The organism is Pseudarthrobacter sp. NCCP-2145 (assembly GCF_023708005.1).
GTDB lineage: Bacteria > Actinomycetota > Actinomycetes > Actinomycetales > Micrococcaceae > Arthrobacter > Arthrobacter oxydans.
In genome coordinates this window covers 20,909-39,156 of the sequence record NZ_BRCG01000002.1, presented here as the reverse complement: position 1 = coordinate 39,156, position 18,248 = coordinate 20,909, and the positions used below count along the sequence as shown (strand labels likewise).

The following is an 18,248-nucleotide window of genomic DNA, read 5'->3' as shown; positions in this document are numbered from 1 at the left end:
CTTCACACCATGACAGAGGACCAACCCCTGGAACTATAAGCCGGCTCATGCCGGCACCGGTCCACAGGTTGGCCCTCTGCCTGACTCGTCCTCCGGATGGAACCCACCCGGAATCCTTCGAAAACCTACGCGCGCTGCGGGGAGCCCAGCTCCACCGGATCCTCATCCGTAAGGTAAGCGAGCTCGGAGTGTGCCGCGAGGTCGATGCCGCGCATCTCGTCCTCCGGGTTGATCCGCAGGCCGATCGTCTTGTCCAGGATCTTGGCGAGGACCCAGGTGATGCCGAACGAGTAGGCCAGCACCGTGACGGTTGCGAGCGACTGGACGCCGAGCAACTCCACGCCGCCGCCGTAGAAGAGTCCGCTGACTCCGTTCGGGGCAGCATCGGTGGCGAAGAGGCCGATCAGCAGGGTGCCCAGGATGCCGCCCACCAGGTGGACGCCCACGACGTCGAGCGAGTCGTCGTAGCCCAGGCGGTACTTCAGTTCAATGGCAAGCGAGCAGACGGCCCCGGCAATCGCGCCGATGGCCACCGCACCCAGCGGGCTGACCGCACCGCAGGCGGGGGTGATGGCCACGAGGGCGGAGATCAGGCCGGAGGCTGCGCCCATGCTGGTGGCAGCGCCGCGGCGGACCCGTTCCACCAGGGCCCAGGCCAGCAGGCCGGCCGAGGCAGCCACAGCGGTGTTGAGGAACACCACCGACGCCGAGTGGCCGGCGGACAGTGCCGAGCCGGCATTGAAGCCGAACCAGCCGACCCAGAGGAGGCCTGCACCCACCAGCACCAGCGGCCGGCTGTGCGGCTTCGCGTGCTCCACCTTGGGCCAGCCCGAGCTCTTGCCCAGGACCAGCGCCAGGGCCAGGGCGGCTGCGCCTGCGTTCATGTGCACGGCGGTGCCGCCGGCAAAGTCGATGGCCTCGATGCCGCTGGCGATCCAGCCACCGGTCACGCTGCCGTCCTCGGAGGAGAAGGCGAACACCCAGTGCGCCACCGGGAAGTACACGATGGTGGCCCAGATGCCGGCAAACAGCATCCAGGCACCGAACTTCATGCGCCCGGCAGCCGCGCCCGCCACCAGCGCGGTGGTGACACAGGCGAAGAACAGCTGGAAGGCCGCGAACAGGGCCACCGGAATGGACGCCTCCCCATCCTCAGCCATCAGCTGCCCCAGGCCGGGGAACTCGGTGATGTCACCGATCAGGCCCAGCCCGCCCACTGAATTGCCAAAGGCCAGCGAGTATCCGAACAGCGCCCAGAGGACGGCCACCAGGCTGGCGCCGCCAAAACACATCATCATCATGTTGAGAATGCGGCGCGACCCCACCATGCCCCCGTAAAACAGGGCAAGGGCGGGGATCATCATGCAGACCAGCGCTGCGCTGGCCAAAATCCAAGCGACATTTCCCGAATCCATGGGAAACCCCTTTCGTGATGCGAGGAGAGAACGCCAAATCGCCCGTTGGAGCCACTCCGGAGGAGGGACGCGGAGTCAGTACCACGTTCATCGGAGGGCAGCTATTGCCGTCTGGTTCCAACTGTATGGCGGCAGTAATGGCCTGGGTTTCCGGTGTGTTAAATGATCGTTTCAGTCATCCACACGGAAGTTTCAGCCGTCCCGCAGAGCGCAGGAGTGGGGGTGGGAAGGGCTGGATCCTACTTGGCGGAGATGGCCAGGAACGTGATGGGGAGGTCCAGCAGTTCCAGCGGCCCGTGCGGCCCTTCGCCGTCCAGCAGCAGGGAATCGCCCGGCTCCATGGCGTACTCGTATGAGCCGTGGCCGTACACCATCCTGCCCGCGAGCATGTAGATGAACTCCGTGCCGGGGTGCTGGAACAGCGGGAACACGTCGGAGGCGTCGGTGAGCGTCACCAGCGTGGGTTCCAGGGCGTCGGTCCTGCCCTTGAGCGTGCCCAGGACGCGGTATTCGTGGCCGTGCCGGGTGCCGCTCCGGACCGAAAGGCTTCCCTGGCCGCTCTTGGTGAAGGTGGCGTCGCGGTCCGTGTCTGCGCCGCGGAACAATGCGGTGACCGGGACTTCCAGCCCGTCCGCAAGCCGCTGCAGCGTGGTGAGGGAACACGAGGTGGTGGCGGTTTCCACCCGGGAGATCATCGCCTTGGAAAGGCCGGTCCGGGCGGCCAGTTCCGCCGAGGACAGCCCGGCTGCCGTACGGTAGTGCCGCACCTGGCGTGCGATGACCTGCTCCAGCCGGCCCGCAGCCTGCCCGTCAGCCTGAGCCCCGTCGTCGTCACCGGCGTGATCGGCTGCGTGTTCGGTCATAGCAGCCATCTTAGGCACGGAACCGCGCGGGAGGACGACGGCGGCGGCGCTACCTGGGTGCGCGGGTGTCGCCTGCCAGCCCCGCGAGTGAGTCCGCCAGCGCGAGTGCGCCGGCCTCGGCGTCCCAGTCCTCCACCAGTTCCTCGGGGGAATGGGAGATGCCGGTGGGATTGCGGACAAAGATCATGGCTGTGGGCAGGTGTGGCCCCAGGACGCCGGCGTCGTGCCCTGCCCCCGTGGCCAGGACCGGCGCGGCCGGGAGCAGTTCCTGCAGCCGGCTGCGCAGCCCGCCGTCGAAATGCACCGTGGGGCTGAGCGATTCCATGGTCATGGCCGCGGTGCAGCCTTCCTCCGCGGCGAACACCTGCGCATTCAGCCCGATGGCCTCCACCAGCGCCGCGGTGACGGAGTCGTCCGGATGCCGGGCATCAATCCACAGGTCCACGCGTGAGGCGATCACGTTGGTGCCCCCGGGTACCGGCTGGACCCTGCCCACGGTGGCCCTGGCGTCCCGGTACTTCCGTGCAGTGTCCCGGATGCTGACCATGATTTTCGCGGCGGCCACCATGGGGTCCCTGCGGTCCCTCATCAGGGTGGTGCCGGCGTGGTTGCCCTGGCCGCTGATGCTGAGCTTCCAACGGCCGTGGCCCAGGATCGAGGAACCGATGGCCACGGGCTGGTCGAGGTCAGCCAGTCCCCTGCCCTGCTCCACGTGCAGTTCCACAAAGACGCCCAGCTGCTGGAGCGTTGCGTAGTCAGCTCCGATGAGCCGCGGGTCCTGCCCGTTCGCGGCGGCGACATCCGCGTAGGTGTTGCCCTCCGGGTCCTTCAGCCGGCGTGCTTTGTCCGGGTCCAGCGATCCGGTGAGGAGGCGGGAGCCCAGGCACGCAACGCCGAACCGGGAGCCTTCCTCTTCCGGAAAGACCGCAATGGCCAGCGGGCGCCGGGGCCGGAGTCCGCGGGCTTTGAGGATGTCGACGGCGATCAACGCCGAGGCGACGCCGAGCGGGCCGTCGTACCCACCACCGCCGGGGACGGAATCGAGGTGGCTTCCGGTCACGACGGCGTCCTTCCGGGTCCGCGCGGCGGTGTCCCACCAGGCCCAGATGATGCCGTTCTGGTCCGTGTGGACATCCAGGCACCGCCGGCCGGCCTGCTCAACGAACCAGCCGCGCAGGTCCGTTTCCGCGGTGGAAAACACCGGCCGCGAGTACCCGCCCCGGAAGGTGTCCGTGCCGATGGTGGAGATGTCCTGCAGGAGGCCGGCAACAGTGGGGTCGCTGGTCCTGCCGGAAGGCAGGGCAGCCGCTGCGGGGTCTCCCGTGGGTATTGTCTGTGGAAGGCTCATTGGTATCCGTCCTAGGTGGTCGCAGCTGTGGAGGACGCGGTCCGGAACCGCCCGGGAACACCGCCTGTGCCGTCGGCCAGGTCCGCCGCCCACCGGCCGAGCAGCGGCGCGAACTTGGCGCCGTGGCCGGAACAGGGCGAGAGGACGGTCAGGTTGTCCACGCGGTCGATGAGGAAGTCCTCGCTGGGGGTGTTGGTGAATAAGCAGGTTGTTTCGGCGTAGGGCTCCGGGTCCAGGCCGGGCAGGTAGCGCTGCACATACTCCACCACCCGGCGGCGGTTTGCCGGGTCCACCGCACCCGTCTGCTGCGCCGCGGAAGGGATCAGCCTGCCGCCGTTGTATTCCGCCACCTTCTGGCCGGCGAAGCCTGCGTCGCGCCCGCCCGGCAGGCCGTAGGCCTGGATGCCGGCAGCCTTGTGGATGAACGTCGGCCAGCCTCCGGCACCGGAAGCAGCACCGCCGTCGTGGTATTCAGGTGCGTGGTCCGCAAAACCGTTGTCCCGGTACCTGAAGTGGAAGGCCTGCTCCTGCCGGACGGTGATCTCCGGGAGCCCGGCCACGAACCCTGCCGGGAGGGACAGCCCGCCCAGCAGCGCCGGCAGCCAGCCGCCCGCGCTGACCACCACGTTGCCGGCGTCGTACGTTCGCCCGGTGGTGGAGTGCAGCCGGTAGCCGCCGCCCTGCCGTGACAGGCTCTCCAGCTCCCAGCCGGTCAGCAGCCGGGCGCCGCGTTCCACCGCGAGGGACACCATGGCATTAACGGCAGTCTCGGCGTCGATCACCCCGGCGCCGGGGTGCCACAGCACGTCCGTGTCGAAGGCGAACTGCGGCCAGCGCTGCCGGGCTTCGGCGGCGGAAAGCAACTGGTGCTCGATGCCTTCGTCAGCCAGCACGGACGCCAGCAGCCCCGGATTGCGCGTCGGCCCGTAGTCCACGGCACCGCAGGGAGTGATCAGCGGGGTCCCGCACGCGGCGGAGAGTCCGTCCCACAGGCTTTTCGATTCCACCACCGCGCGGGTGTAGAAGGGGTCCGGATAGGCGTAGCGGAAGATCCGGGCGGACCCGTGGGAGCTGCCGTCGTGGCTGGCCGGGATGTTGCGTTCCAGGATGGCCACCTGGTGGCCGCGGGCGGCAAGCTGCCAGGCGGTGGCGGCACCGGCCAGGCCCGCGCCCACCACCACATAGTCTGAGGAGCCAGCGCCGGGCATCAAAAGCTCCCTTGGCCCGGGATCCACGAGGTTCCGGCCAGCGGCACCCGGGCCATGGCGGAGGCCTCGATGGTGAGCGCCACGAGGTCCTCGGGCTCCAGGTTGTGCAGGTGCGACTTGCCGCACGCCCGGGCGATGGTCTGGGCCTCCATGGTGAGGACACGGAGGTAGTTGGCCAGGCGCTTGCCGGCAACCACCGGGTCCAGGCGGGAGGAGAGTTCCGGGTCCTGGGTGGTGATGCCTGCGGGGTCGCGGCCGTCCTGGAAGTCGTCGTAGAACCCGGCGGCGGAACCGAGGGCGGAATATTCGGCGGCGTAGCGGGGATCGTTGTCGCCCAGGGCAATGAGCGCGGCCGTTCCGATCGCCACGGCGTCTGCGCCGAGGGCCATGGCCTTGGCGACGTCGGCCCCGGTGCGGATACCGCCGGAGACGATGAGCTGGACCTTCCGGTGCACCCCGAGTTCCTGCAGGGCCTGCACTGCCTGCGGGATGGCAGCGAGGGTGGGGATCCCGACGTTTTCGATGAACACCTGCTGCGTGGCAGCGGTGCCGCCCTGCATGCCGTCCACCACCACCACGTCGGCCCCGGACTTCACGGCCAGGGCGGTGTCGTAGTACGGCCGGGAGGCGCCGATCTTGACGTAGATGGGGGTCTTCCAGTCGGTGATTTCGCGGAGTTCGCCGATCTTGATTTCCAGGTCGTCCGGGCCGGTCCAGTCCGGGTGGCGGCTGGCGGAACGCTGGTCGATGCCGACAGGCAGGGTGCGCATTCCGGCCACGCGTTCGGTGATCTTCTGGCCCAGCAGCATGCCGCCGCCGCCGGGCTTGGCGCCCTGGCCCAGCACAATTTCGATGGCGTCGGCCTTGCGGAGGTCGTCCGGGTTCATGCCGTACCGGGACGGCAGGTACTGGTAGACGAGGTGCTTGGACTGGCCGCGCTCCTCAGGCGTCATGCCGCCGTCGCCCGTAGTGGTGGAGGTCCCCACCTCGGACGCGCCGCGGCCCAGCGCTTCCTTGGCGTTGGCGGAGAGGGCGCCAAAGCTCATGCCGGCGATGGTCACCGGGGTCTGCAGGTGCAGGGGCCGGGTGGCGTGCCGGTCGCCGAGGACGACGTCGGTATCGCACTTTTCGCGGTAGCCCTCCAGCGGGTAGCGGGACATGGAGGCGCCCAGGAACAGCAGGTCGTCGAAGTGCGGGACCTTGCGTTTGGCGCCCCAGCCGCGGATGTCGTACACGCCGGTGGAGGCGGCGCGCCGGATGTCGGCGATGGTGGCGCGGTCAAAGGTGGCGGACTCGCGGAGGCCCAGGGCGGCGATGTCTGTGGGCGCCGGGGCGGGGATGGAGGTGATGGTCATGGGGGCCTCCTAGTAGGCAGTCGAGTTGTCGACGTGGAAGTGGTAGAGGTTCCGGGCGGAGCCGTAGCGCTTGAAATCGGCAGGGTTGTCGGTGCGGCCGGCGGCGGCCAGCAGTTCTGCCAGTTCGGCAAGGTGCTCTTCGCGCAGCGGCTTTTCGACGCAGTCCGCACCCAGGGAGGCCACCGTCCCTTTGACGTAGATCCGCGCCTCGTAGATCGAGTCGCCCAGGGCGTCGCCGGCGTCGCCGCAGACCACCAGGCGTCCGGCCTGCGCCATGAACGCGGACATGTGGCCGATGTTGCCGCCCACCACGATGTCCACGCCCTTCATGGAGATCCCGCACCGGGCACCGGCGTTGCCGTCGATGACCACCAGGCCGCCGTGGCCGGTGGCGGCTGCGGACTGGGAAGCATCGCCCGTCACGTGGATGCGGCCGGACATGATGTTCTCCGCCAGGCCGACGCCGGCGTTGCCGGTGATGGTGACGCCGCCTTTTTGGTGCATCCCGGCGGCGTAGTAGCCGGCGTGGCCTTCGATGGTCACCGCGATGTCCGCGTCGATGCCGACGGCGAGACTGTGCTTGCCGCCCGGGTTGGTGACGGTCCACGCTTGACCGTCCGCGGCGTTGTGGATGGCCTGGTTGAGTTCCCGGACGCTGGTGACGGCCAGGTCCACGGTGGTGGACTCCGGCACCCGGGCTTCCGGGGCGGTGTTTGCCGTGCTTTCGGGGGCTGTCAGAGTGACCATGTGTAGACCTTTCCGGGTTCCGGTTCAAAGATGCGGGCGTTGTCGATGCCGGGCAGGCCGGCCAGGGCGCGGTATTCGGAGGCCATGGCCACGTAGTCGTCGGTTTCGGCGATGATGGCGGGCTTGCAGGCGATGGGGTCGCGGACCACGGCCATGCTGTCCGCCGTTGTGACCACCAGGGTGTAGAAGCCGTCCAGGACCTTGCCCAGGTTCACCAGCGCTTCCTCGAGGGTGTCGCCCTGCTTGAGCCGGGAGGCGACGTAGCGGGCACCCACCTCGGTGTCGTTGTCGGAATCGAACACCACGCCTTCGCGCCTTAGGTCGCGGCGGACCGTGGCGTGGTTGGAGAAGGAGCCGTTGTGGACCAGGCAGAGGTCGTCGGCCACGGAGAAGGGGTGCGAGCCGCCCGCAGTGACGGCGGATTCCGTGGCCATCCGGGTGTGGGACAGGCCCTGGCTGCCGGCCATGGCCTCCAGTCCGTGATCGGCGGCGATCTCCATGGGGTGGCCCACGCTCTTCATCACGGCCACGTGTTCGCCGCGGCCAATGATGGTGGATCCGCGCAGCGTTTCGCTGACGGCCTTCACCAGCAGATCAGTACCGACGGCGGCGCTCACCAGGGTGGTGTCGCCCACCACCTGTACGGCTGCCTGTGCGTCGGACGGGAGGAGCGCCGCGACGCCCGCGGTGATGGCCGCCGTCGTGATGCCCTGGTCCCTGCCGAGCAGGCTCAGCGTGGAGGTTCCTTCCGACACCAGGCCGGGGGTGTTGTAGACGGCGAGGCCGGCGGAGTCCGGCCCGCGGTCCACGATCTGGCACAGCATGGAGGACAGCAGGCTGCCCATCCGGGGATGCAGCGAGGGATTGCGCAGCTGCAGCGCGGCGATTCCGCACATGGAAAGTCCTTTGCTTGGGTTCTTGGTGGTTCGGGTGGAGGGCTAGATCGAAGTGAGGTAGGTCCGGATTTCCCAGTCGCTGACCTGGTTGTGCCAGCTCAGGAACTCCTCTTCCTTGGCGTCCGCGTAGTACTTGCCAATTTCCGGGTCGCCGCTGAGGCTGGCCAGGATGACCGGGTCCTGCCGCAGGGCTTCCACGGCGTGGAGCAGGGTGGCCGGCAGCTGGTGCGCGTCCGGCCTGGACTCGCCGGGACCGGATGGGGCACCCGGGTCTGCGGCTTTCTCCACTCCGTCCAGCCCGGCGGAAACCGCGGTGGCGATGGCCAGGTACGGGTTGGCGGAGCCGTCGCCGGAACGCAGTTCAATCCGGTTGGTGTCCGGGACGCGGATCATGTGGGTCCGGTCGTTGCCGCCAAAGGATGCCTTCCGCGGCGACCACGTGGCACCGGATGAGCTGGTGGTGGCGCCTGTCCGTTTGTAGGAATTCACTGTCGGGGCGAGGAACGCCTGAAGTGCCGGAGCATGGTCCAGGATGCCGGCGATGAAGGAGTAGGCGAGGCCGGAAATCCCAAGGCCCCTGCCGTCGTCGTTGTTTCCCTTGCCTTCCGTCCCGCTGCCCGCGGCCGGGAACAGTGGCTCGGCGCCGGACCAGAGGGACAGGTGGAAGTGGAGGCCGGTGCCGGTGCGGTCGGTGAAGGGCTTGGGCATGAACGTGGCGGTCATGCCCCGCTGTTCGGCCAGGATGTTCAGGATGTAGCGGAGGGTGACCACCCGGTCTGCTGTGGTGAGTGCATCGGCGTAGTTGAAGTTCTGCTCGAACTGGCCGGCGGCGTCCTCGTGGTCGTTGGCGTAGTTGCCCCAGCCCAGGCCGTTCATGGCCTCGGAGATGGAAGTGAGGTGGTCATACATCCGGGTGACCCCGCGGGCGTCGTAGCACGGGCGGGGCGAATCGTCCCTGGCGTCGGCGGTACTCAGCGTCCCGTCGTCGTTCTTTTTCACCAGGAAGTACTCCACCTCGGCGCCCACCTTGGCCTGCATGCCCTTCTCCGCAAGGCGGGCCAGGGTGTTCTTCAGTATCACGCGCGGGGCGTAGGGCCAGGGCGTGCCGTTGACATGGGGGTCGCAGTGGATGATGGCCAGGCCCTCCTTGATGAAGGGCACCGGGGTGAAGGAATCCAGGTCCGGCACGGCGATCAGGTCCGGGTCCTGTGGCTTCTGCCCCATCAGGCCTGCGGCGAAGCCGGCGAAGCCCATGGCCCCTTTTTCGAGGTCGCCGGCGGCTTCCACCGGGACCAGTTTGGCGCAGGGCTTGCCGGTCATGTCCACGAAGGTGGCCAGCAGGAAGCGGACGCCGTGGGCCCTGGCGATGTCTGCCAGGGAAATGGCGGGAGCCCCGGAAATTTCCCGCTCTTCGGCGAACGGCAGGGCGGTTACAGCAGGGGTTGCGACACTGGTCATCGAAACGTTCCTGTTCGGTTGGTGTTAGCTATCAGTAAACCTTGTTGCATAAGAGTATCCAAAATCATGTTTCGGCGGACCGGCGGCTAGGTTAATTTGGTGTTTCGTGGCAGGCCCTTGCGGGCTTCCGTCACGCCAGGCACGCTTTGAGACGATCGAGGCTGACAGCCTCCCGGAATCACGGGGGAGGCAGCGGCGCGGCAGGTCAAAAGCGTGCCGCGCGTGACGCCGGGGGCGGTTCGGGGAGCTGCACCACCTCCCGCTGGATGCCGGGCGGCCCCCGGCAGGCGGCTAAGCTGAGGGAAAACCCGGCAGCACGGCATGCGCACGGCGCGGGTACAGCGTGGATCCGGCAGTGGGGATCTCCATCACTGGCCGCGGGAGGAATTCGTCATGGCGCGAGCGACAGTCCAGGACGTCGCCAAGACGGCCGGAGTTTCGGTGGGGACCGTATCCCGCGTCCTGAACGGCAGTCCGGCCGTCAGCGAATCAAGCAAGGCAAAGGTGGCGGCGGCCATCCGCCAGCTCAATTACCGCCCCCTCGCTTCCGCCCGCGACCTGCGCCGGGACCGCACCATGCGGATTCTTGCCCTGGCTAAGAACTTGTACTCGCCGGTCATCAGCGAAGTCTTCCGGGGTGCCGGCGATGCTGCCGCACGGTCCGGCTACGTCACCCTGATCGCCCCCACGGCCGGCGATCCGGAGCGGGAACAGCAGTTGGTGGACATGCTGCGCAACGGCTCGGTGGACGGGCTGATCATGTTTTCGCCAACGATGCCGGATGAGGACGTCGGAGACATGGCGGAGCAGTTGAGCGTCGTCCAGGTCTGCGAGATCGCCGACGCCGAGGCGGCCTTCGGCGTTTCCATCGACGACCGGCAGGCGGCATTCGACATTGTGCGGCACCTCATTGAGACCGGCGGGCGGCGATTGGCGATGATCGGCACCAGGGCGGCCCGCTCCGGCCGACTCCGGGAGGAAGGCTTCCGCAAGGCCGTTGCCGAAGCGGGATTGTCGCCCGATCAAATGCTTTTCACGGACGGGGACTTCGACTTCCACGCCGGCCGGCGCCTCGCGAGGGAACTCCTCGGGACCTACCCCCTGCCCGATGCCGTCTTCTGCGGCAGCGATACGGTGGCCGCCGGATGCGTCCGCGAAATTACCGACGCCGGGCTGCGGGTGCCCGGGGACATCGCCGTTGCAGGTTTTGACGACTCCATCCAGGCAGAGATGTGCGTCCCGGAACTGACCACCATCCGGCAGCCGGCCTACGCCATGGGACAGCTGGCCTTTGAGGCACTCCTGGCCCGGATGACCGAACCGGAAGGGCACCGCCGCGGCCGGACCTTCCTCCCCCATGAACTCATCGTCAGGGACTCGACGAACGGTTGACGCCAAGGGTTGACAGCCCAACGTGGCTCCTGTCACACTTCTTTGGAATCGATTCCAAACCTACTGGCACCACTTTTGCACCATCGGTGGAATCGATTCCAAATTGACCCTCGAAAAGAAGCCAGCCAGGCAAAGGAGCCACTTGTGGACTTGATTCGACCTTCCTTCCCGTTGCACGAGGAGACCACCGCCGCATCCGTGCCCAGCGCGCGCAGGAGCGGAATGGGCGCCGCGTCCCGGCGTCGCACACGCATCACCGCTGCCGCGGCTGCGGCCATGGCTGCCGGCCTGCTTCTGACCGCGTGCGGTGGCGGCGCGGCCACCCAGGGTGCGGACCAGCCGGCGGCAGCCGATCCGGCGTCGGCCGCCAATGCCACCGGCAGCCTCAACGTCTGCGGCGGCAAGGACGCCTCCGGCATCTACAAGGGCACGGTTGAGGCCTTCACCAAGGCCAACGGCAAGGTCACCGCGAAATACACCGAAATCGGAGCCACCACCGATGAGGCCCGCACGCAGGCCGTGCAGCGGCTCGAAGGCAAGTCCTCGGAGTGCGACATCTTCGTCACGGACGTCATCTGGACCTCCGAGTTCGCATCCCAGGGCTGGCTCCTGGACCAGACCAAACTCGTCGAGGCCAACAAGGACCGCCTCATTCCCTCCACCGTGGAGACGGCGAAGTACGAGGACAAGTACTGGGCTTCCCCGTTCTTCACCAACGCCGGACTCGTCTACTACCAGAAGGACAAGGTGGCCAAACCCGAAACCTGGCAGCAGCTCTACGCTGAGGCAGCCGGGGCTGAGGGCAACAGCTACGTCTACCAGGGCAAGCAGTATGAGGGCCTCACGGTGAACTTCCTTGAAATGCTCTACAGCGCCGGCGGAGAGGTGCTGGACGAGAACGGCGAGGTCAGGATCGACTCGCCGGAGACCCGTGAGGTCCTCGACTTCATGGTGAAGGGCCTCGAGGACGGCTCGGCGGACCGTGCAGTGCTGACCTACAACGAGGACCCGGCGCGCCTGGCCTACGAGTCGGGAAACTTTGGCTACCAGCGCAACTGGCCCCACGTCTACCGGCTGCTCAACGCCACCCCGTTGGCGGGCACCTTCGGCGTGGCTCCGCTTCCGGCCTGGGAAGGCGGCAAGGCTTCCGGTGTCCTGGGCGGCTGGAACCTGGCCATCTCGGCCCACTCGGCAAACCAGGCCGGCGCCGTTGCCTTCATCGACTTCGCCACCACCCCGGACTGGCAGAAGCACGTGGCCATGGACTTCTCGCAGGCCCCCGTCAACGAGGCAGCTTACGCCGACCCCGAGGTCCTGGCGAAGATGCCTTTTGCCACCGAACTGCTCGCCTCCGTCAAGGGCGCCAAGCCGCGCCCCATCTCCCCGGTCTACCCGCAGATCTCCCAGGCGATCTACAAAAACGTCTACGCCGTGCTGTCCGGCGCCGCCACCACCGAGGATGCGGTCAAGACCATGGCGGAAGAGATCACGGCCGCAAAGGCGAGCTTCTGAGCATGGCAACCAAGTCCCTGTCCCCCGGCCGCGGGGGATCCAGCAGCGGCATGAACGGCCGCGACCGGGAGGAGCGGCGCCTCGCGTTCCGGATGACCGCTCCGTCCCTGGTCCTCATGGCCCTGGTGGCGGCAGTCCCCATCGGTTACGCGCTCTGGCTTTCCCTCAACCAATACAGTGTCCGCACTGCCGGCCTGTCCCGCTTCGTCGGCCTGGACAACTACGTCGCGGCCCTCACCGGGCCGCACTGGTGGGCAGCCTTCGGCCAGACGTTCCTCTTCGCAGGGCTCTCGGTCTCACTCGAACTGGTGCTGGGCACGGCCATGGCACTGCTGCTCAATCTTGCCTTCAAGGGCCGCGCACTGCTGCGTACCGTGGTGCTGCTGCCGTACGCGGTGGTGACGGTGGTCAGCGCCATCACCTGGGAAACGATGTTCCAGCCCAACCTGGGCCTGGTCACCACTGTCCTGTCAACGCTGGGCCTCCCGGGCGGGGACGTCATCTGGCTTGGCGAGCACGGCTACGCGATGGCCGTGATCGTCCTGGCCGATGTCTGGAAGACGACGCCGTTCGCAGCCCTCATCATCCTGGCCGGGCTGCAGGTCATCCCTGCCGAAACCTACGAGGCGGCGGAACTTGATGGCGCCAGCAAGTGGCAGGCCTTCGTCCATGTGACCCTGCCCCTGCTCCGTCCGGCGATTGTGCTGGCGGCGATCTTCCGCACCATGGATGCCCTGCGCGTCTTCGACCTGCCGTTCGTGCTCACCCGGGGCGCCAACGGCACCGAGTCCATGTCCATGCTGGCCTACACCCAGCTGCGCGAGAACCGCCTGGTGGGTGAAGGATCGGCGCTGTCCATCCTCACCTTCCTCACCGTCATGGTGGTCTCAGTGGTGTACATCCGCTTCGCGGGCGGCAACATCCGTGAAGTTGCCAAGGAGGAACAATGAGCACGCTGACCGCACAGCGAACGGCGGCCGGGACCGCCACCCCGGGCGCCAGGACGCCCAAGCGCAGGCCGCGAGGCAGGGCAGAGCTTCATCCGATGGTGTGGGTATTCGTTATCGCCGTGATGGGCTTCTCGCTCATCCCGTTCTACTGGCTGGTCAACACCTCCCTCAAAAAGGGCGTGAGCCTGTCCCAGGGTGAACTCTTCCCCAGCCAGCCGACCTTCGAGAACTACGTGGCTGTGTTCCAGAACGCCGAGTTCCTCCTTGCCCTGCGCAACTCGGTGATCATCGCCGTCGTCACCACCACGGTGGCCCTGGTGTTCGCCTCCTTCGCCGCCTATGCCCTGGCCAGGCTCAAAATGCGCCGCAAAGCGCTGATCCTGACCCTTATCCTCTCGGTCACCACCTTCCCGGCCATTGCCATCGCGGCACCCCTGTTCTCCATCTGGCGGGAAATCGGCCTGTACGACACGCTCCTTGGCCTGATCATCCCGAAGCTGACCTTCGCGCTGCCCCTGGCGATCTACACGCTGACCTCCTTCTTCAGGGAGATCCCGCGGGAGCTGGAGGAATCGGCCTACATGGACGGGGCCACCCCCTTTACCGCCTTCCGCAAAGTCATCCTGCCGCTGGCTGTCCCGGGCCTTGCCACGACGGCGATCCTCGTGTTCATCTCGGTATGGAACGAATTCCTGCTTGCCGTCACCCTGACCACTTCCCCGGAGGCCCGTCCGGTCCCGGTGGCCATTGCATTCTTCAGCGGGACCAGCGAGTTTGACCAGCCGCTGGGCACCATCAGTGCGGCCTCGGTGATCATCACGGTCCCGCTCGTCGTCCTGGTGCTCCTGTGCCAGAAACGCATTGTCTCCGGCATGACCGCCGGCGCCGTCAAGGGCTAGAAACCTGAAGTCCCCAACCACAACACAAAGGAAAACCCCGTGAGCAACGAGCAGACCCCCAGCCGGCAGGCTTCTGACCTGCAACAACCAGGCTCCAAAGAACTGAGGGTGGGCGTCGTCGGCATCGGCTGGGCCGGACAGCAGCACCTCATGGCCTACAACGGCCTGGACGGCGTCCGCATCGTGGCGCTGGCCGGGATGGAGCAGGACCTCCGCGACTCGCTGCAGGCGGAATACTCCATTCCCAACGCGTTCGCGGACTGGAAGGACATGCTGGAGCACGGCGGGCTGGACGCGATCAGCGTGGCAGTGCCCACCTTCCTGCACGCACCCATTGCCATCGCCGCCCTGGAGCGGGGAATCCACGTGCTGAGCGAGAAGCCCATCGCGCGCAACGCCGTCGAAGGCCAGGCCATGGTGGATGCCGCCCGCAAGGCGGGGCGCGTCCTGGATGTGGCCTTCAACCACCGCCGCCGCGGCGACATCAAGGCACTCAAGGGTGTCATCGACGACGGCGGACTGGGCCGGCCGTACTACGCCAAGGCCTCCTGGCTCCGGCGCTCCGGCATCCCCACGCTGGGCAGCTGGTTCACCAACCCGGAGCTTGCCGGCGGCGGACCGCTGGCGGACATCGGCGTCCACGCGCTGGACTACGCCCTGCACCTTCTCGGTGAACCCAAAGTGGTGGCCGTCTCCGCCGCCACGCATTCCGAGCTGGGTCCCCAGGGGCGGGGCGGCGGAAGCCGGTACTCCGCCCAGGCCACCAGCCACGCGTTCGAGGTTGAGGACTTCGCCTCGGCGTTCCTCCGGCTGGAGGGCGGCGGAACTCTGGTGATCGAAGCCAGCTGGGCCACGTACCGGGAAACGGACGACCTGCTGGACTTCACCGTCTACGGCACCGATGGCGGCGCGGAACTCAAAGTGCAGGGGGCGCCCTTCCCGCCCGTCGGGCAGCTGCGGGTGTTCACCGACAAGGAGGGCGAATCCGCCGACTACGTGCCGCCCGTGCTGCCGGGCCGCGCCCACGACGCAGTGGTGGAAGACTTCATCACGGCAGTGCGCGGCGGCGAGCAGGCCTGGGGCGGGCACGATGGCTCCCTGGCGCTCTACCGGGCACAGATCATCGATGCGTGCTACCTGTCCGCACGCGAACAAAGGGAGGTTCGTCTCTAATGAACGACAAGCTGAGAATCCGCGTCTGGAACGAGGGCGTCCACGAGGCCAACAACGAGCCGTCACACATCGGGGAGATCTACCCGGACGGCATCCACGGCGCCATCGCCGCGGGGCTCCGTTCCTATTACCCCGAGGCGGAAATCACGACGGCGGTGCTGGCCACCGACGATGAGCACGGCCTGGATGAGGAGGTGCTCGCCGAGACGGACGTCCTGCTCTGGTGGGGCCACGTGGCCCACCACGAGGTGAGCGATGCCGTCGTCGAACGCGTCCACCGGCACGTGCTCGGCGGCATGGGGCTCATCGTGCTCCACTCGGGGCACTTCGCCAAGGTCTTCACCAAGCTGCTGGGCACCACCTGCTCGCTGGCCTGGCGGAACGACGGCGAGCGCGAGCTGGTGTGGACCGTGAAGCCGTCACACCCCATTGCCGAAGGCGTGGACAGCCCCATCGTCATCCCCGAGCAGGAGATGTACGGGGAACTGTTCGACATCCCGGACCCGGACGACCTGATCTTCATCAGCTCGTTCGCCGGCGGCGAGGTGTTCCGCTCCGGCGTCACCTTCACCCGCGGCAAAGGACGTATCTTCTACTTCAGCCCCGGCGACCAGGAGTACCCGGTGTACCACCACCCGCAGATCCAGCGGGTCCTGGCCAACGGCGTGAAGTGGGCGGCCCAGCCGCAGCTGCACCGTTCCGTCCCGGAAGTGACCAACCCTTCCCGGGGCTGGTTCGGCGAGCCGTAGGGAGTTTTGTCCAGATATGCAGGGTTGCGGGGCCTTTAAATCGGCTTATCTGAACAAAAACTCCACTGCCCTGGCGCCGGCCCCGCTGCCCCAGCTGCGGATTTTCCCCATAGCCGGGGCGGGTTCCAGCAGGTACAACTGAGAGATGACTACCCCAGAGCTGGTCCTAGGCCCCATGATGCGGTACGTGGACCAGACTTCGGCGAGCATCTGGGTGGAAACCCGGGACAACGCCCGGGTGACGGTCAGCGCCGGGGCCGCGGAGTGGGAAGCCCGGACCTTCGCCGTCCATGGCCACCACTATGCGCTGGTGGAAGCGGACGGGCTGGAGCCCGGGTCCGTGACTCCCTACACGGTGGCAGTCAACGGGGTACCGGTGTGGCCTGAACCCGGGACGGGGTTCCTGCCGCCGGTGATCGCCACCCTCAAACCCGGCAAGCCGCTGCGCCTGGCCTTCGGTTCCTGCCGCACCAGCGTCCCGCACGACGGGTCCGGCAACCGGAGCCACGGCGTGGATGCCTTGCGGGCCTACGCCCTGGCAATGAGCTCCGGCGGCAAGGAACCCTGGCCGGACCTGGTGGCGTTCCTCGGGGACCAGGTCTACGCCGATTCCACCAGCGGGCAGATGCAGGAATTCATCAAAGCCCGGCGCGACATCACGGAGCCTCCCGGCGAGGAACTCAAGGATTTCGAGGAATACGCGCACCTCTACAACCTGGCCTGGTCCGACCCCACCAACCGGTGGCTGCTGTCCACCCTGCCCAGTGCCATGATTTTTGACGACCATGACATCCGTGACGACTGGAATGCCTCGCGGAGCTGGCGGGAGGCCATGGAGGACACGGACTGGTGGCACGGACGGATCGTGGCGGGCCTTGCGTCCTACTGGGTGTACCAGCACCTGGGGAACCTGTCCCCGCAGGAGCGCGCCGCGGATGTGGTCTGGCAGAAGATTGCCTCCCACCGCAGGGACGGCGAACCGGACATCAGCACTGAGCTGGACGGTTTCGCCGAACGGGCCGACCAGGATCCGGAAACCTACCGGTGGAGCTTCTGCCGCGACTTTGGCGACACCCGGCTCCTCGTGGTTGATTCCCGGGCCGCCCGGAACCTGGACCCGGACCACCGCGCCCTGCTGGATGATGCCGAGATGGACTGGCTGGACGCCCGGATGCGCGGCGGTTTCCGGCACCTGCTGGTGGCAACGTCCCTGCCGTTCCTCCTGCCCATGGGCCTGCACCACCTTGAGGCCTGGGACGAGGCAGTCTCCGAAGGCGCCTGGGGGAAAATTCCGGCGCGGTTCGGCGAAAAACTGCGCCAGGCCGTGGACCTGGAGCACTGGGCCGCCTTCCAGGAGAGCTTCCGGCGGGTTGCCGCGATGGCCGAGGACGTGGCCGACGGCGGCCGCGGACCTGCCCCCGGCAGCGTCACCTTCCTGTCCGGGGACGTGCATTTTTCCTACGTCTCCGAGGTGGAGCGGACTGCGGGCAGCCGCATCATCCAGGCCGTCTGCTCGCCCATCCGCAATCCGCTCCCGCGGGTAATGCGGTCCTTCGGCGCCGTGATGTCCTACGGCCTGGCCACGCCGATCGGAGCATTGGCCGCACGGTCAGCCAAAGTCCCGGACCCGCCGTTCCGCTGGTCCGGGATCAAGGGCCCGTGGTTCGACAACAACCTGGCCTGCCTTGAAGTGGCGCCGGAGGGGCTGAAGCTGTGGTGGCAGCGGGGCGTCGTGGAGGGAGGCGATAACCTCAACCCGCGCCTGGAACGCGTGGCAGAGATAACGGTCGCATCCCGCAAGGCAGGGTCACCGGCCAGGGAACGGATGTAAAACCGCTGACGCAGGGCCCAACTGCCGCCGGAGCCGGGCCACGAGCGTGGCGGCGAGCAGCGCCGTCGCAAGTTCCAGGCCAATGACCACCAACAGTTGGGCAGCGCCGGTTGTGTCCGGAAGGCGCGACGCCGGCCCTCCGCCGTGGGCGTGTCCCGCACCGCCTGCTCCCAGCAGTAACACGGCATGCAGCGCGGCCATTGCGACGGCCGCCGCCGCGACCTGCTGCGGTGCGCCCACGCGGCTGTGCCGCCAGATATGGAAGGCACATGGCACGCACACGGCGGCCAGGGCAACCATCAGGACGCCAAGCCAGGGGTCATGGTGGCCTGAGGCCGCCAACCACAGGTGCATCAGGCAGGAAGCTGCGGTGACCGTGGCACACATCCGCCGGTGCAGGACGGGCCCTGCCTCCCGGACCCCGCCCGCCGTCGTGGCTATGTCCCGAATCC

At 67.6% G+C, this 18,248-nt stretch carries 16 protein-coding genes; 7 read left to right on the top strand and 9 right to left on the bottom strand.

What is annotated here, in order from left to right; translation table 11 throughout:
- Window positions 1-125: 125 nt before the first annotated feature.
- The 8 genes from NFU08_RS01705 to glnT all read right to left on the bottom strand — a co-directional run bounded on the left by NFU08_RS01705 (window position 126) and on the right by glnT (window position 9,290).
- Complete coding sequence (locus NFU08_RS01705; RefSeq protein ID WP_174176300.1) at window positions 126-1,415, bottom strand: ammonium transporter; 1,290 nt, start codon at window positions 1,413-1,415, stop codon at window positions 126-128.
- Between the two features lie 239 nt (window positions 1,416-1,654).
- The gene (locus NFU08_RS01700; protein WP_251420259.1) at window positions 1,655-2,278 is read right to left on the bottom strand and encodes an XRE family transcriptional regulator; all 624 of its coding nucleotides are present in this window, start codon (window positions 2,276-2,278) and stop codon (window positions 1,655-1,657) included.
- A 49-nt stretch (window positions 2,279-2,327) separates the two neighbouring features.
- Window positions 2,328-3,626, bottom strand: a complete 1,299-nt coding sequence (locus tag NFU08_RS01695; RefSeq protein WP_251420258.1) for an allantoate amidohydrolase — start codon at window positions 3,624-3,626, stop codon at window positions 2,328-2,330.
- 11 nt (window positions 3,627-3,637) lie between these two features.
- Window positions 3,638-4,834 (bottom strand): FAD-dependent oxidoreductase, encoded by a 1,197-nt coding sequence (locus tag NFU08_RS01690; protein ID WP_251420257.1) that lies wholly within the window; start codon window positions 4,832-4,834, stop codon window positions 3,638-3,640.
- Window positions 4,834-6,189: an FMN-binding glutamate synthase family protein gene (locus NFU08_RS01685; protein ID WP_251420256.1), complete on the bottom strand. Its 1,356-nt coding sequence runs from the start codon at window positions 6,187-6,189 to the stop codon at window positions 4,834-4,836. Before NFU08_RS01685 ends, NFU08_RS01690 begins: the two co-directional genes overlap by 1 nt.
- Window positions 6,190-6,198: 9 nt before the next feature.
- Window positions 6,199-6,936, bottom strand: coding sequence for a protein glxC (locus tag NFU08_RS01680; protein ID WP_174176290.1), 738 nt, complete (start codon window positions 6,934-6,936; stop codon window positions 6,199-6,201).
- On the bottom strand, window positions 6,924-7,832 hold the full coding sequence (locus NFU08_RS01675) for a glutamine amidotransferase (protein ID WP_174176288.1): 909 nt from the start codon (window positions 7,830-7,832) through the stop codon (window positions 6,924-6,926). The genes NFU08_RS01680 and NFU08_RS01675 overlap by 13 nt, the downstream gene beginning before the upstream one ends.
- A gap of 42 nt (window positions 7,833-7,874) precedes the next feature.
- The gene (gene glnT / locus NFU08_RS01670) at window positions 7,875-9,290 is read right to left on the bottom strand and encodes a type III glutamate--ammonia ligase (RefSeq protein ID WP_217432229.1); all 1,416 of its coding nucleotides are present in this window, start codon (window positions 9,288-9,290) and stop codon (window positions 7,875-7,877) included.
- 393 nt (window positions 9,291-9,683) lie between these two features.
- Between glnT and NFU08_RS01665 the strand changes: the two genes are divergently transcribed.
- The 7 genes from NFU08_RS01665 (at window position 9,684) to NFU08_RS01635 (ending at window position 17,796) form a co-directional block, all read left to right on the top strand.
- A complete protein-coding gene (locus NFU08_RS01665) occupies window positions 9,684-10,682 on the top strand; it encodes a LacI family DNA-binding transcriptional regulator (protein ID WP_251420255.1) in 999 nt (332 codons plus the stop codon).
- A 144-nt stretch (window positions 10,683-10,826) separates the two neighbouring features.
- Window positions 10,827-12,194 carry an ABC transporter substrate-binding protein gene (locus NFU08_RS01660; RefSeq protein WP_251420254.1) on the top strand — a complete coding sequence of 456 codons (1,368 nt, stop codon included), beginning with the start codon at window positions 10,827-10,829 and terminating at the stop codon, window positions 12,192-12,194.
- Window positions 12,195-12,196: 2 nt separating this feature from the next.
- A complete protein-coding gene (locus tag NFU08_RS01655) occupies window positions 12,197-13,144 on the top strand; it encodes a carbohydrate ABC transporter permease (RefSeq protein WP_251420253.1) in 948 nt (315 codons plus the stop codon).
- Window positions 13,141-14,043, top strand: a complete 903-nt coding sequence (locus NFU08_RS01650) for a carbohydrate ABC transporter permease (RefSeq protein ID WP_174176282.1) — start codon at window positions 13,141-13,143, stop codon at window positions 14,041-14,043. Before NFU08_RS01655 ends, NFU08_RS01650 begins: the two co-directional genes overlap by 4 nt.
- Before the next feature lie 39 nt (window positions 14,044-14,082).
- Window positions 14,083-15,216: a Gfo/Idh/MocA family protein gene (locus NFU08_RS01645; protein WP_251420252.1), complete on the top strand. Its 1,134-nt coding sequence runs from the start codon at window positions 14,083-14,085 to the stop codon at window positions 15,214-15,216.
- Window positions 15,216-15,965 carry a ThuA domain-containing protein gene (locus NFU08_RS01640; RefSeq protein WP_251420251.1) on the top strand — a complete coding sequence of 250 codons (750 nt, stop codon included), beginning with the start codon at window positions 15,216-15,218 and terminating at the stop codon, window positions 15,963-15,965. The genes NFU08_RS01645 and NFU08_RS01640 overlap by 1 nt, the downstream gene beginning before the upstream one ends.
- Window positions 15,966-16,110: 145 nt before the next feature.
- Complete coding sequence (locus NFU08_RS01635) at window positions 16,111-17,796, top strand: alkaline phosphatase D family protein (RefSeq protein WP_251420250.1); 1,686 nt, start codon at window positions 16,111-16,113, stop codon at window positions 17,794-17,796.
- Here the strand turns inward: NFU08_RS01635 and NFU08_RS01630 are convergent.
- The gene (locus NFU08_RS01630) at window positions 17,773-18,237 is read right to left on the bottom strand and encodes a hypothetical protein (protein ID WP_251420631.1); all 465 of its coding nucleotides are present in this window, start codon (window positions 18,235-18,237) and stop codon (window positions 17,773-17,775) included. The two genes, NFU08_RS01635 and NFU08_RS01630, sit on opposite strands and share 24 nt — an antisense overlap.
- Window positions 18,238-18,248: the final 11 nt, after the last annotated feature.